Consider the following 13,627-nt stretch of genomic DNA (forward strand, 5'->3'; position numbering starts at 1 on the left):
TACCTCCGATGACATTACACGCAATGCTGGCTTGCTTCGCCTGCGCACTGCCACTGGCCGCCGCCTCCGCCAGTCCTTCCGCTCCTGCCGCGCCGGCTTTCGCGCCGGAAGTGGTGGCGTATTATCCCGGCTGGAAATCGGCCGATTTTCCCGTTAACGAGCACAATATTCGCGCTGGCAATGTCAGCCTGATCCAGTACGCGTTCGCCGACATCTGCTGGGATGGCGAACATGGCAATCCCGCACCGGAGGGCGGCGGCGTGAGCGCCTGCCTGGATGCGCAGGGCCAGCCGTCCCGGCCGGCCAATGGCAGCATCGTCCTGCCGGCGCCGCAAGCTGATGCCGACAACTTGCGCAAGCTCAATGCGCTCAAGCAAAGTCATTCGCGGTTGCGCGTCCTGCTGTCGGTGGGCGGCTGGATCTGGTCGAACCGCTTTTCGGACGTGGCCGCCACGCCGGCCGCACGCCAGGCGTTCATCGCCTCCGCGCTGGAACTGGTACGCCGGCATGGCCTCGATGGCGTCGATATCGACTGGGAACATCCGGCCACGGGGGGGATTCCCTGTATCGAAGGCAAGCTCTGCCATCGCGCCGACGACAAGGAAAACTATGTGCGCCTCGCGAGCGAACTGCGCAGCGCCTTCGAGCAGGCCGGCAAGCAGGATGCCGGCCGCCATTACCTGATCACCATCGCCGCCGGCGCGCATGCCAGCCTGAGCGACGACAGCGACGCTTCGCCCGGCTGGATCGTCCGCCTGGCGGCGCAGCTGGACTGGATCAACCTGATGACGTATGACTACCGCGGCGTGTGGGATGCCGAGAGTGGCCAGCTGGCGCCCCTGCATGCCGACCCCGCCGACCCGCAGCGCGACAAGCAGCTGTATGCGGACGCCACCGTGACGCGCTTCCTGCGCGCCGGCGTGCCTGCCGCCAAGCTGGTGCTGGGCGTGCCCTTTTATGGCTATGGCTGGAAGCAGTGCGCCGCCGGTCCTCGCGGCGATGGCTTGTACCAACCTTGCGAGGGCGCCGCCAGCGGCAACGACGCTACGCCGACATTTACTTACCGGTATCTGCAGGAGCAAGGCTACCTGGCCGAGGGCGAGGGCGCGCGGGGCTTCCAGCGCCATTGGAATGCCGCGTCGCAAGTACCGTATCTGTACAACCGCGACAGCGGCGTGTTCATCAGCTATGAAGATGCGCAATCTGTGGCGCATAAAGTGCGCTATATCCGTGACAAGGGCTTGCGTGGCGGCATGTTCTGGGAATTGAGCGGCGATGCGCAGCATGTGCTGGGTACGGCCATGGCGCCCATCCTGAAGGGGGCGCAGCCATGAACCAGCGCTACCTCGCCCTCGACGTCCTGCGCGGCCTGACCGTCGCACTGATGATCGTCGTCAATACGCCGGGCGACTGGGGCAGCGTGTATGCGCCGTTCCTGCATGCCGAATGGCATGGTTTTACCCTCACGGACCTGGTCTTCCCCAGCTTTTTGTTTGTCGTCGGCAATGCGCTGGCGTTTGCGTTGGGGAAATATGAACATCTGGGCCATGGCGCCGTGCTGGCCAGGCTGTGCAAGCGCAGCGCGCTGATTTTTTTACTGGGCTTCCTGCTGTACTGGTTCCCTTTCTTCAAGCTCGACGATGCGGGCCAGTTCGCCTGGTCGCCGCTGTCGCACACGCGCATCCCCGGCGTGCTGCAGCGCATCGCCGTGTGCTACCTGGCCGCCGCCCTGATCCTGCATTACTGGAAGACGCGCGGCGCGCTGGTGTTCAGCGCCTGCGCCTTGCTCGGTTACTGGGCCATCCTGGCGACCTGGGGCGATTACAGCTTGCACGGCAACGCGCCCGCCAAGCTGGACCTGATCTTGCTGGGCGACAGCCATCTGTACCATGGCGAAGGCATCGCCTTCGATCCGGAAGGCATCCTCGGCAGTTTGCCTGCTATCGTCAATGTGATTGCCGGCTATCTGGCGGGCAGTTTCCTGCGCCAGACGGCGCCGGCGCAGCTGCGTTCGAGCCTGTATCAGCTGGCCGTGGCTGGCGTCATCTGCGTGGCCGTGGCCCTGTGCTGGAATGAAGTGTTTCCGATCAACAAGAAGCTGTGGACCAGCTCTTACGTGATGCTGGGTATTGGCCTGGACTTGCTGCTGCTGGCGCTGCTGATGTACATCATTGACGTACGTCAAATGACTGGCTGGACGTATTTCTTTGAAGTCTTCGGCAAGAACACGCTCTTCATTTACCTGGTGTCGGAAGTGCTGGTGATCATCGCGTTTACCGTGCGCATCGGCGGCGGCAATCTGTACCAGTGGCTGTACACGCACTGGTTTACGGGCTGGGCACCGGCGCGCGTGGGGTCCATGCTGTTTGCCGTCAGCTTCATGCTGCTGTGCTGGCTGATTGCCTACGGCATGGACAAGCGCAAGATCTACATCAAAGTCTAGAACTTCAGCTTCAGGCCGTAACGCGTGGCCAGGGCGGTGAAGAGCAACATCAGGGCGGTGACGGCGGCGGCATTCCACAGGCCGGCCGCGCCGCCCGTTTCAAGATACGGCCACCAGAAGTGCGGCAGGTGCAGCACGGCCGCCAGTTGCTGCCACAGGTCGGGCACGATGTAGGCGAACAGGGCATTTGTTCCGGCAGGCAACAGCACCACCGCCCAGGCGCGCCAGCGCCACACGTCGATGACGACATAAAACACGAGGAACAGGGCCAGGATGATGGCGCTGCACACGAGCGTGTAGGATTCCGTTGCCGCGATCTTGTTGATGTGGTGATACGGGCGCAGCAGCATGCCCGCCGCCAGCAGGCCCAGCGCGAACCACGCCATGAAACGTATCCTCTGGGCATGGCTCAGGGCGGCGCCGCGCAGGAACAGCTGGCCCACCAGGGTGCCGGCCAGCACATTGGCCGCCGTCGAACCGAGCACTTGCGGCACGTTGACAAACCCGTTGATACCCGCCGGCAGGAAATCCAGGCTGCCCGCCGTGCCGCCCATGTACAGCGTGATCAGCAGGGCAAACACGCCCATCAGCGCCGTACCGTTGCCCTGGCACGCCAGGTACAGCAAGCTGCACAGCAGATACGCCCAGCCGATCATGCCGAGGATGCCCCACCATGACGGTTGCAGCCAGGTGCTGGAAAATTCCGCATTCAATCCGCCGCGGAACGTCGCCAGCAGGAACAGCATCAGGATGCTGCCTGCGGCCAGTTCCAGCTTGCCCGCGCCCTGGCGCCACAGCAGGATCATGGCCATATAAAACAACAGGACATAGACGGCGTGCGGCAGCAGCGCCGCCTGCGCATCGTAGCGGTAGGCATTCGCCAGCACCACGCCGGCCAGCATCAGGCTGGCGGAGCGCCACAGCAGGCGCCCCAGCAAGGCTGGCGTGACGTGGCCGCAATGGCGCTGCAAGGCCAGCGGAATGGCCATGCCGACCATGAACAGGAAGCCGGGAAAGACCAGGTCGGGCACGGTGATGCCGTCCGCGCGCGGCCCCGCATGTTCGAGCCACCAGGCAATGCCGGGCATGCCGGCCAGGTAGTTGACCCAGATCATGGTGACGATCACGAAGCCGCGAAAGGCGTCCAGGCTGGTCAATCGTTCGGCGGCGGTGGCAGTGGCGACAGTGGCTGGCGGCATGGAAGGAGGAAAAAAGGTCGAAAAAAAAGCAGCCCCGGCCTGAGCCGGGAACCGCCTTGCGTGTGCTGCCGGGAGCGGGAATTACTGCGCCGCTGCTGCCGCTGCTGCCGGTGCCGCTGCCGTGGCAGGACGGTTCAGCCACAGGATCCAGTAGCGGGCCAGATCGCCCACGCCGTCGCCGCCCTTGACCGTTTCCAGCACCTTGATGGCGTCGTCTTTCTTGCCGGCCATGGCGTAGGAATAGCCGAGGCGCAGCTTGGCGTCTTCAACGCGCTTCAGGCCGCCCTTGGCGATGCCTTTCTGGATCAGGTCGATACCTTTGTCGAACTGGTCCATCGTCACGAAGGCGTAGCCCAGGTTGATCAAGCCCGTGCCATCCTTGCTCTTCATGGCCGAGGCTTCGCCGCTGGCGATGTTTTTCGCATCGTCGGCGGCAGCCTTGCTGGCCTGGTCGCGCAGTTTCTTGTGCTTGGCGGCATTCGCGCCCGTGCCCAGCACGCCTTTGGCAAAGCCGGCGTCGAGGACTTTTTTCGCCTCCGTCGGGAAGGCGTTCTGCAAGGCGATTTCAGCCATGTCGCTGTAGTCCTGTGGCGGCATGGTGCCGACGGCCTGGAATTGCAGGCGCAGCACGTCCAGCGCGAAGCGGTCGGAATAGCCGGCCTTGCCTTGCAGGCGGCCCAGCAGGTCGCTCCAGTAGTCATCCGACGGGTAGTAGCGCACCAGGTTTTCCATGGCGATCAGGTAGGTGGCTGGATCCTTGCTTTTCGAACCCGTGTTGGCCAGCAACTGCAGTTCTTCGATGCTTGGCGTCTTGCCCGCTTGCTGCTTGGCCGTCACGTCGGCCATCAGTTCCTGCTTGGCGCGCGCGAAATCGTTGCTGAAGTAATAGGCGCGGATGATGTAGGGACGCACGGTGGCCACGTCTCCCGTTGCCGTCTGGTAACGGGTGAACCATTTGATGGCGTTCGGGTAATCCTTGGCGTTGTAGTGGTAGTTCGCTAGTGCCTGGATGAAGTCGCCTTCCGATTTCTTGTCCAGCTTGCCCGATTCGATCACCGCTTCCAGCGCCGTCATGGCCATCGGTGCATTGTTGGTGGTCGAGGCCAGCGCCACGCGCAGGCGGTTCAGCACGAACGTTTCATACGGCGTCAGGGCCGGAATGGCGGCAGCCTGGTCGATGCGGCTTTGCACGTCGGCGTAGTTCTTGGCATCCATCGATGCCTTCACGACGGTCGGATCGAGCAGCTTGAACACTTCAGGGCGCACGGAGTCGGCCGGAGCGGCAGCGGCGGCGGCTGGCTTGGCATCCTGCGCATGCGACAGGGATGGCAGGACATTGAGGCCGATGGCGGCCAGGAGCAGACTAAGACGGGCAAGACGGAATTGGGACATGGGTTATCCTTCAATCAATAACAAAAATACGCACCTGCACTGGCAGCCGCAACATCGGGTAGTGGCTTTGCCAGAGGGGCAAGGAAGCTCGAAAAAACATCATTCTGCCAGTCTGTGTGCACAAGTCAAACAGAAGCGGCATGATACAAAACGGCTATTGTCACATAAACGGCTGAGCGGGTGCGGCAAACGTGCGCGCCAGGGCTTGCCCTTTTGCATCGAACAGCAGGCAGCGCTGCGGCGGCAGATGCAGGCGCATGGCGTCGCCCGCCTGGCGCATGCCTTCCTCGGCCGGCAGCTTAACGGCCAGCATTTCGGCCAGCATCTCGTTCACGCCCGGCATGCTGGCGTACACGATGGCCACGTCGCCCAGGTATTCGACATGGCTGACGGCCGCGTCGACCACGTTGTCGCCTGCATCGTTCGCGTGCCGCAGGCTGACATGCTCGGCGCGTATGCCCAGGGTCAGCTGGTCGCCCGGCGCCACGCTCCCGCCCTGCGCTTCGACGTCGATGACGGCGCCGCCGGGCAGGCGCACGGCCACCGAGCCGGGGCTGCTGGCGACGGCCTCGCAAGCGACGAAGTTCATCTTCGGCGCGCCGAGGAAGCCGGCCACGAACAGGTTGCCGGGATTGTTGTACAACTCGTGCGGACTGCCCACTTGCTCGATGCGCCCGCCGTTGAAGACGACGATGCGCTCGCCCAGGGTCATCGCCTCGACCTGGTCGTGCGTGACGTAGATCATGGTGGTTTTCAGTTCCTGGTGCAGGCGCGAAATTTCCACGCGCATCTGCACGCGCAACGATGCATCGAGGTTCGACAGCGGCTCGTCGAACAGGAAGACCTTGGGCTTGCGCACGATGGCGCGGCCGATGGCCACGCGCTGGCGCTGGCCGCCCGACAGATCCTTCGGCTTGCGTTTCAACAGTGGCGTGATCTGCAGGATCTCGGCCGCGCGTTCGACGGCGGCGCGCACCTCGGCCTTCTTGTGCCCGGCCAGACTCAGGGCGAAGGCCATGTTCTCGTACACCGTCATGTGCGGGTACAGGGCGTAGCTCTGGAAAACCATGGCCAGGCCCCGTTCGGCCGGCGCGACGTCGTTGGCCAGCTGGCCGCCGATATGCAGCTCGCCATCCGTGATGTCTTCCAGCCCGGCGATCATGCGCAGCAGGGTCGATTTGCCGCAACCGGACGGCCCCACGAAGACGACGAATTCGCCGTCGCGGATATCGAGGTCGATGCCGTGGATGACCGGGTGCTTGTCGTCGTACAGCTTGACGATGTTCTTTAATGCGATGTGTGCCATGGACTGTGCGATTCCTAGCTTGCGCTGGCCGGCGCGGAGGCTGCGCCGGCGTCAGATGGGTCGGAGGACTCCTTCGGGCCGATGCGCATGAAGCGCGACAGGATCAATACGGGCACGGCCGACACCAGCACCCACAGGAAGAAAGTCTTGTAGCCGAGCGCCGTCTGGATGTCGCCGCTGATCATCTTGAACAGAACGGAACCGAGCTGCATCACGCCGGTGGCAAACGCATAGTGGGCCGTCTGGTACTTGCCGACGGAGACCACCTGCATCATGAACAGGATCAGGCCGACGAAGCCGAAGCCATAGCCGAACATCTCCACGCTGAGCGCGGCCGTGATCAGGGTCAGATCGGTCGGCATGCTGTGGCTCAGGTAATAGAACACCAGGTTCGGCAAGTTCATGGCCAGGATCAGGAAGAACATGGCACGCTTGAGGCCCAGCCAGGAAGTGAAGTAGCCGCCGCCGATGCTGCCCAGCAGGAACGCGACGGTGCCGGCCGTGCCGTACACGGCGCCCACTTCCGTCGTCGACAGGCCCAGGCCGCCCAGTTCGCGCGCTTCGCGCAGGAACAGCGGGCCGATGGTCTGCACTTGCGCTTCGCCCGCGCGGAACAGGATGATGAAGGCGATCATGCCCCAGATGCCGGGCTTTTTCAGGAAGTCCACCAGCACGTCCCACAGGGTGCGGCTGATGCCTGCCACGCTCTTGTCGGCCACGGCCGCGTTGCGCACCTGCGGCAGGGCCCACAGGTGGTAGGCGGCCAGCGACAGCATCATGGCGCCGATGATCAGGAAGATCACCGACCATGCCGGCTTGATGCCGATTTTTTTCTCCAGGTAGCCGGCCAGGATCACCAGGCCGCCCAGCGAGATGAACTTGCCCGCATTGAAGAAGGCGCCTTGCCAGCCCGCGTAGGCGGCCTGCTGCTTGTCCGACAGGCTGGCGATGTACAGGCCGTCGCAGACGATGTCGTGCGTCGACGAGGCCAGCGCGGCGACGAACAGCACGGCGATGCAGGCGGCGAACCACAGCGGCGTTTGCAGGGCCAGCGCGATCAGGCCCAGGCTCAGGCCGCCAAGGAACTGGAACAGCACCACCATGGTCTTCTTGCTCGAGGCCAGTTCCATGAAGGGGCTCCACAGCGACTTGAAGACCCAGGCAAAGCCGATCAGGCCCGTCCAGCGGGCGATCTGGTCGTTCGGCACGCCCATGCTCTTGAACATCAGGCCGGCCACCAGGGCCACGGCGTAGAACGGCAAGCCCTGGGCGAAGTACAAGGTGGGCACCCAGGAAATCGGGCTGCGGACTTTTTTGCTGATGCTGATGCGCTGGTCGTGCATGGAGGCTTCCTTATCGAGAGACGTTTTCATTTGACTGCGCCGTCCATGCCGCGCATGAAGAAGCGTTGGGTAAACAGGAAGGCGAGCAGGGTCGGCACGATGGTGATCAGGGTGCCGGCCGCGATCACGCGCGTGCTGCTGCCGAAGGTGCCGCGCAAATACAGCACGCCGACAGAAAGCGGGAATTCATCGGGCTTGCTCATGACGATGGAAGGCCAGATGTATTCATTCCACGATTCGACGGCCGTCAGGATGCCGACGGTGGCCAGCCATGGCGTAATCAGGGGCAGCATGATGCGGCTGAAGATGACCCACTCGGACGCGCCATCGACACGCGCCGCGTCGATCAGGTCTTGCGGCACTTCCTCGAATGCCTGCTTGAGCAGCAAGATGGCCACGGCCGTCACCACGTTGGGCAGGATTACGCCCGTGTAGGTGTCGACCAGGCTCATTTGCGTGATGGTGATGAAGTTGACGAGGAAGTTGACCTCGGACGGCAGCACCAGCGTGGCCAGGATCAGGCCGAACACCAGTTTGCGGCCGCGGAATTTCAGGCGCGCCAGCGGATACGCGGCCAGTGAACACAGCAGCAGCTTCCAGAACACGGTAAACACGGCGATCAGCACCGAGTTCCTGAAGAACGACCAGATCGGGATCGCATTGAACACTTCGATGAAGTTGGCCAAGGACGGCGCCTTCGGCCAGAAGGTGGGCGGAAAAGCAAAGATATTGCCTTGCGTGGAAATGGCCGTCACCAGGGTCCACCAGAACGGGAAGACGCAGACGACGGCGATCGCGCACAGCACGGCATAGTGGCCCAGGATGTGCAGGCGTGTTTTCAGGGGGCGGGAGCGTTTTTTCATGGTCAGTCCCGGTTAGCGGTGCTTCGGTTTCAGGTAGCGCAGGCACAGCAGGGCGATGGCTATGCAGAACAGCGAGACGACGAAGCTGGCCGCCAGCGCGCGCGGCAGTTTCAAGTGCTTGAGGCCCTGGTCATAGGCGTAGTACAGCGCCGTGAAGGTGGAGTTCATGGGCCCGCCTTGCGTCAGCACGTCGACTTCCTGGTACGCCTTCAGGGCCGCCAGCACGGACAGGATGGAGCACAGCATGATGGTCGGGCGCAGCATCGGCACGGTGATCTTCCAGAAGCGCTGCCAGCGGTTGGCGCCATCGAGCATGGCCGCTTCCTGCATGTCCGACGGTATCGATTGCAGGGCCGCCAGGTACATCACCATATACCAGCCCAGGCCGCGCCACAGGGTGACGAACATCACGGCAAACAGGGCCAGGCTGTCGTTCGACAGCCAGCCCACGGGCGCATTCACGAGTTTTAAGGTCATCATCACGTAGTTCAGCGCGCCCTGTTCGTGGAACATGAAGCCCCACATGATGCCGACCACGGAAACGGTGGTCACCACGGGCACGTAGAAGGCGGCGCGGAACAGACGGATGCCGGGCAGGCGGTTGTTGACCAGCACGGCCAGGGTGATGGCGCCCACCTGCACGAAGGGCACCATCAGCAAAAACATCAGCGAGTTTTTCAGGCCCGAGACGAACATCTCGTTGTTGAAGATGTAGCGGAAGTTGTCGAGGCCGACGAAGCGCGTCTCGCGTATCAGGCTATAGTCGGTGAAGGCCAGCACGGAGCCGTAGCCGACGGGCCAGAAGGAAAAGGCGGCCAGCAGCAGCAGAGCGGGGGCGAGGAACAGCCAGGCTTGCACGGTATGGCGGTGGGCGAGTTTCATGGTGTCCTTAGTGGCGCGGCAGGGTGGCCAGCTTGCGGTTCCAGATGGCGACGGCCTGGTCCAGCGCCTGCTTCACGTCCTGCTTGCCCGTGACCCCGGCTTCGACTGCCTTCACGAGCGAGCGGCGCAACTCGTCGTAGTCGTCGATGCCGGCCACGTACAGGGTGCGCGAGTGGCCCATCGACAGGGCGCCGGCGGCCACCGCTTTTTCAGCCGCGCCCGCGTTCTGCGGCGTGGACAGAAAAAACGGGTCGGCCGCCGCTTTCACCGTGGTGGGAAAGACGCTGGCCTGCTTGGCGAAGGCCAGCTGGTTCTCGTCGTTCGTCAGGAAGCGCGCGAACTTGCCGACCGAGGGCAGCTGGCGCGCCAGCACGCCTTTCGGAATGGCGAAGTGCACCAGCCAGCCGCCGTCGGCGATGCCTGTGGGGCCCAGCGGCGCGGGCGCCACGTCGGTGATGGCGTAGATATCTTTCGCGTCGCCGCGGATGCGCTGTATGGCCGTCGGCGGCGCCAGCAGCATGCCCAGGCGGCCGCCCTTGTAGGCGTCGATCACGGCCGGAAAATTGTCTTCGGCGAACAGGCTTTCCTTCAGTAGGCCGCCCACTTTATAGGTGTCGGCCAGCTTTTGCACCAGCGCCACGTGCTGCGGCGAATTGAAGACGGCGCGGTTGTTCTGGACCACGCCCAGGCCCTGCTGCATGAACAGGCCATCGATTTTGGAGAGGGCGGGGGCGATGCCGGCCTTGCCCGTGCGTTGCGCGATTTGTCGCGCAAACGCCAGCTGTTCATCGAGGCTGGCGGGGCCGCGCGTGAGGCCCGCCTGCTTGAAAATGGCGGTATTGAAGGCGATCACCGCGACATTGCTGTACATGGGAAAACCGTAGGTGCCGCCCTTGAAGCGCAAGTCCGCCAGGGCGCTGGGAATGTAGCTGGCGCGCGCATCCGCGATCAGGCCATCGACGGGGGTGAGCAAGCCGTCGCGCGCGAATTCGTCGGCCCAGGGCACGTTCAGGCTGACCAGCGCGGGCGGCGTGCCGGCCACGATGCGCGTGACCAGCTTGGTCTGGATGACGTCCCATGGAAAATCGATCCATTCGATTTTGACGCCGGGATTTTGCGCCTCATAGCGCGCCACCACCGCATTGAAATACGGCGTGAATTTGGGCTTCATGCTGAAGGTCCAGAATTCGATTTTCTCGGCAGCCCATGCCTGCGGCGCGAGCAGGCCCGCGCAGGCAACAACCGCCAACAGTCTCTTGATCATTATTATTATCCCGGCCAGTGGCTCCGTAAGTGCCGGGGTCGGACCCTAAGGGTCCGACCCCAGTCTTCGCTTTCGGGTTGGGTATTGCTTAGTTTGTTTTTGTTACCTTGCTCAGATGACGCGGCGCATCCGGGTCCATGCCGCGCGCGGCCGACAGCTTGGCCGCCATCACGTAGAAGGACTGGATGGCGACGATCGGGTCGAGGTCCGGCGTGGCCGCCACGGGCAGGGTCAGGTCGCGCTCGGCCACATCGCTTGGCGCCGCCAGCAAGACCTTGGCGCCGCGCCCGCGCATCTCCGTGGCCAGTTGCAGCAGGCCGGCCTGCGTCGGGCCGCGCGTGGCGAAAATCAGCAGCGGGTAGCCGTCTTCGATCAGGGCCATCGGGCCGTGCTTGATTTCGGCGCCGCTGAAGGCTTCCGCCTGCAGGGCCGAGGTTTCCTTGAATTTCAGGGCCGACTCCAGCGCCACGGGGAAGCTGATGCCGCGTCCCACGACCATGATGTTGCGGGCCGGGGCCAGCACGTCGATGGCGGGCGACCAGTCGACGCGTGTCGCTTCGAGCAGCGCTTCAGGCAGCGCTTCCAGGCCGGCCTGCAGCTCGGGGTCGTTCTGCCACTGGGCCACCATGCGCGCGCCGGCGACCAGGCTGGTAATAAAACTCTTGGTGGCGGCGACGCTTTGTTCCTTGCCGGCGCGCAGGGGCATGGCCCATTCGGCGGCGTGCGCCAGCGGCGACTCGATATCGTTGACGAGGGCCACGGTGGTGGCGCCGCCGTCGCGGAAGTAGCGGATCGGCTCGACCACGTCGGGACTCTGGCCCGATTGCGAGATCGAGATGGCCAGCGTGTCGCGCGTCACCAGCGGCGACTTGTTCAGGGTCACCAGCGACATCGGCAGGGATGCGACGACACGGCCCAGGCGCGCCATGATCAGGTAGGCGACGTAGTTGCAGGCGTGGTCCGAGCTGCCGCGCGCGATGGTCAGCGCGGTCGAGAACGAGGTGCTCCTCAATTTGCGGCCCAGTTCCGCGTAGCGTTCCGTGTCGCTGGCCAGTTGCAGGGCGACGCATTCGGCGGCGGAAATGGCTTCTTTAAGCATCATTGAGGTCACAGATTTCTCCTTCTATATACACAGCTTTGAGTTTGAGATCGCGATCGAGTACCACCAGATCGGCGTAAGTACCGGGGGCCAGCCGGCCGCGTTCTTCCAGGCCCAGGTAATCGGCGGCGTTGGTCGACACGCGCTTGGACGCGTCGGCCAGGTCCAGTCCCAGTCCCACCAGGTTGCGCAGCGCCTGGTCCAGGGTCAGGGTGCTGCCCGCCAGCGTGCCGTCGGGCAGGCGCACGCCGCCCATGCATTTCTGCACGGCGTGGCGGCCCAGCATGTATTCGCCGTCCGGCATGCCGGTGGCGGCCGTCGAATCGGTGACGCAGTACAGGCGCGGGATGGCGCGCAGGGCCACCTTGATGGCGCCCGGATGCACGTGCAGCAGGTCGGGAATCAGTTCGGCGTATTCGGCGTGCGCCAGGGCGGCGCCGACCATGCCCGGCTCGCGGTGGTGCAGGCCGCTCATGGCGTTGAACAAATGCGTGAAACCCATGGCGCCGTGTTCCAGCGCGGCCACGCCGTCTTCATAGGAACCGAGCGTATGGCCGATCTGCACGCGCACGCCGGCGTCGGCCAGCGCGCGCACCAGGTCCAGGTGGCCGGCGATTTCCGGCGCCACGGTGATGACGCGCAGCTTGGCCAAGGTTTGCAGACGTTCGATTTCAGCCAGCGTGGCGGCGCGTGCGTAGTTCGGCTGCGCCCCGAGCTTGCCGGAATTGATGTACGGGCCTTCCAGGTGGGCGCCCAGCACGCGCGCCGTGTTCGGGCGGCGGTCCTTGGCGGCGGCGCCGATGGCGCTCAATGCCATGTCGATGTCTTCCGGCGGCGCCGTCATGGTGGTGGCCAAGAGGCTGGTGGTGCCGTGGCGCGCATGGATGGCCGCGATGGTGTAGACGGCTTCGCCGCCTTCCATGATGTCCTTGCCGGCGCCGCCATGCACGTGCAGGTCGATAAAGCCGGGCAAAATATAGTCGTCGCTGTTGGTCGACGGGTGGAGTGAATCGCCGGTGATGCTGTCGACGCGCTCGCCGAAGGCGATGGCGCCGTGGATCCAGCCGCCGGGGGTAAGGATATTGCCTTTGATAGTGCTGCTCATCTGCGCGACTCCGCTACGAATTCATAATAATCACTGCGGCAATACGAGTGGGTCAGTTCCACCGCTGCGCCGTTGTCGAGATAACTGACACGGGTGATGTGCAGCATGGCTTCACCCGTCTTGATATTGGCCAGCTTGGCCTGTTCCGCCGTGGCGTTGACGGCGCGAATATGCTGCAGCGCGCGCATCGGGATGGTGCCGCGCGACTCCAGGTAGCCGTACAGCGAATCGGTCACCTGCTGCGGGTCCGGCATGTACAGCGCGGGGATGGTGGTCGTCTCGATCGCCATCACCACTTCGTCGGCCGTGCGCAGGCGGCGCAAACGCGCCACCGGCATGTGCGGCGACAGTCCCAGCGACAGCAGTTCCAGCGGCGCGGCCGAGCCGATGTCGCGCTGCAGCCAGCGCGAGCCGGCCGTAAATCCCCGCTGGCGCAATTCTTCCGAAAAGCTCGTCAGGCGCGACAGCGGCTGTTCCAGCTTGGGCGTGATGTAGGTGCCCGAGCCGCGCTTGCGCGTCAGCATGCCCCGGTCGCACAGCATGTCGATGGCCTTGCGCGCCGTGACGCGCGAGATTTCCAGGATGTCCGACAGCACGCGCTCGGAAGGCAAGGCCTGGTTGGCGCGCCAGTCGCCGCTGGCGATGCCGTCCGACAGCATGTTCGCCAGCTGCATGTAGAGCGGCGTGTCGCTGGCCGGATTGGGTTTGAAGGTGGACAGTTTGGCCAGCAT

12 protein-coding genes are annotated in these 13,627 nt (G+C 64.1%); 2 read left to right on the forward strand and 10 right to left on the reverse strand.

Annotated features, from left to right (window positions below; genetic code table 11):
* Window positions 1-8 precede the first annotated feature (8 nt).
* Both P9875_RS07380 and P9875_RS07385 read left to right on the forward strand, forming a co-directional pair.
* Entirely contained in the window at window positions 9-1,334 is a 1,326-nt protein-coding gene (locus P9875_RS07380) for a glycoside hydrolase family 18 protein (RefSeq protein WP_278317966.1), read from the forward strand.
* Window positions 1,331-2,443 carry an acyltransferase family protein gene (locus tag P9875_RS07385; RefSeq protein WP_278317967.1) on the forward strand — a complete coding sequence of 371 codons (1,113 nt, stop codon included), beginning with the start codon at window positions 1,331-1,333 and terminating at the stop codon, window positions 2,441-2,443. The genes P9875_RS07380 and P9875_RS07385 overlap by 4 nt, the downstream gene beginning before the upstream one ends.
* Here the strand turns inward: P9875_RS07385 and P9875_RS07390 are convergent.
* From P9875_RS07390 to P9875_RS07435, 10 genes are all read right to left on the reverse strand, one after another.
* Window positions 2,440-3,642 carry a DUF5009 domain-containing protein gene (locus P9875_RS07390; protein ID WP_278317968.1) on the reverse strand — a complete coding sequence of 401 codons (1,203 nt, stop codon included), beginning with the start codon at window positions 3,640-3,642 and terminating at the stop codon, window positions 2,440-2,442. The two genes, P9875_RS07385 and P9875_RS07390, sit on opposite strands and share 4 nt — an antisense overlap.
* A gap of 81 nt (window positions 3,643-3,723) precedes the next feature.
* Window positions 3,724-5,034 carry a tetratricopeptide repeat protein gene (locus P9875_RS07395; protein ID WP_035825436.1) on the reverse strand — a complete coding sequence of 437 codons (1,311 nt, stop codon included), beginning with the start codon at window positions 5,032-5,034 and terminating at the stop codon, window positions 3,724-3,726.
* A gap of 160 nt (window positions 5,035-5,194) precedes the next feature.
* Entirely contained in the window at window positions 5,195-6,340 is a 1,146-nt protein-coding gene (locus P9875_RS07400; RefSeq protein ID WP_035825439.1) for an ABC transporter ATP-binding protein, read from the reverse strand.
* Window positions 6,341-6,354: 14 nt separating this feature from the next.
* Window positions 6,355-7,683 carry an MFS transporter gene (locus P9875_RS07405; protein WP_051959439.1) on the reverse strand — a complete coding sequence of 443 codons (1,329 nt, stop codon included), beginning with the start codon at window positions 7,681-7,683 and terminating at the stop codon, window positions 6,355-6,357.
* 26 nt (window positions 7,684-7,709) lie between these two features.
* A complete protein-coding gene (locus P9875_RS07410) occupies window positions 7,710-8,546 on the reverse strand; it encodes a carbohydrate ABC transporter permease (RefSeq protein WP_051959441.1) in 837 nt (278 codons plus the stop codon).
* Window positions 8,547-8,558: 12 nt separating this feature from the next.
* Window positions 8,559-9,428 carry a carbohydrate ABC transporter permease gene (locus P9875_RS07415; RefSeq protein ID WP_070292156.1) on the reverse strand — a complete coding sequence of 290 codons (870 nt, stop codon included), beginning with the start codon at window positions 9,426-9,428 and terminating at the stop codon, window positions 8,559-8,561.
* Window positions 9,429-9,435: 7 nt separating this feature from the next.
* Window positions 9,436-10,692: an ABC transporter substrate-binding protein gene (locus P9875_RS07420; RefSeq protein WP_278317969.1), complete on the reverse strand. Its 1,257-nt coding sequence runs from the start codon at window positions 10,690-10,692 to the stop codon at window positions 9,436-9,438.
* An 88-nt stretch (window positions 10,693-10,780) separates the two neighbouring features.
* Window positions 10,781-11,794 carry an SIS domain-containing protein gene (locus P9875_RS07425; RefSeq protein WP_099400865.1) on the reverse strand — a complete coding sequence of 338 codons (1,014 nt, stop codon included), beginning with the start codon at window positions 11,792-11,794 and terminating at the stop codon, window positions 10,781-10,783.
* Window positions 11,784-12,896: an N-acetylglucosamine-6-phosphate deacetylase gene (nagA, locus tag P9875_RS07430; RefSeq protein ID WP_176391053.1), complete on the reverse strand. Its 1,113-nt coding sequence runs from the start codon at window positions 12,894-12,896 to the stop codon at window positions 11,784-11,786. Before nagA ends, P9875_RS07425 begins: the two co-directional genes overlap by 11 nt.
* Window positions 12,893-13,627: a GntR family transcriptional regulator gene (locus tag P9875_RS07435; RefSeq protein WP_046685618.1), complete on the reverse strand. Its 735-nt coding sequence runs from the start codon at window positions 13,625-13,627 to the stop codon at window positions 12,893-12,895. The genes nagA and P9875_RS07435 overlap by 4 nt, the downstream gene beginning before the upstream one ends.

Source organism: Janthinobacterium rivuli (assembly GCF_029690045.1).
In the GTDB taxonomy this organism is placed as follows: domain Bacteria; phylum Pseudomonadota; class Gammaproteobacteria; order Burkholderiales; family Burkholderiaceae_D; genus Janthinobacterium; species Janthinobacterium rivuli.

Excerpts from the sequence above, each read along its gene's own strand:
- P9875_RS07380 (WP_278317966.1), top strand. The coding sequence starts at position 9 with ATGACATTACACGCAATGCTGGCTTGCTTCGCCTGCGCACTGCCACTG.
- P9875_RS07385 (WP_278317967.1), top strand. The coding sequence starts at position 1,331 with ATGAACCAGCGCTACCTCGCCCTCGACGTCCTGCGCGGCCTGACCGTC.
- P9875_RS07390 (WP_278317968.1), bottom strand. The coding sequence starts at position 3,642 with ATGCCGCCAGCCACTGTCGCCACTGCCACCGCCGCCGAACGATTGACC.
- P9875_RS07395 (WP_035825436.1), bottom strand. The coding sequence starts at position 5,034 with ATGTCCCAATTCCGTCTTGCCCGTCTTAGTCTGCTCCTGGCCGCCATC.
- P9875_RS07400 (WP_035825439.1), bottom strand. The coding sequence starts at position 6,340 with ATGGCACACATCGCATTAAAGAACATCGTCAAGCTGTACGACGACAAG.
- P9875_RS07405 (WP_051959439.1), bottom strand. The coding sequence starts at position 7,683 with ATGCACGACCAGCGCATCAGCATCAGCAAAAAAGTCCGCAGCCCGATT.
- P9875_RS07410 (WP_051959441.1), bottom strand. The coding sequence starts at position 8,546 with ATGAAAAAACGCTCCCGCCCCCTGAAAACACGCCTGCACATCCTGGGC.
- P9875_RS07415 (WP_070292156.1), bottom strand. The coding sequence starts at position 9,428 with ATGAAACTCGCCCACCGCCATACCGTGCAAGCCTGGCTGTTCCTCGCC.
- P9875_RS07420 (WP_278317969.1), bottom strand. The coding sequence starts at position 10,692 with ATGATCAAGAGACTGTTGGCGGTTGTTGCCTGCGCGGGCCTGCTCGCG.
- P9875_RS07425 (WP_099400865.1), bottom strand. The coding sequence starts at position 11,794 with ATGATGCTTAAAGAAGCCATTTCCGCCGCCGAATGCGTCGCCCTGCAA.
- nagA (WP_176391053.1), bottom strand. The coding sequence starts at position 12,896 with ATGAGCAGCACTATCAAAGGCAATATCCTTACCCCCGGCGGCTGGATC.
- P9875_RS07435 (WP_046685618.1), bottom strand. The coding sequence starts at position 13,627 with ATGCTGGCCAAACTGTCCACCTTCAAACCCAATCCGGCCAGCGACACG.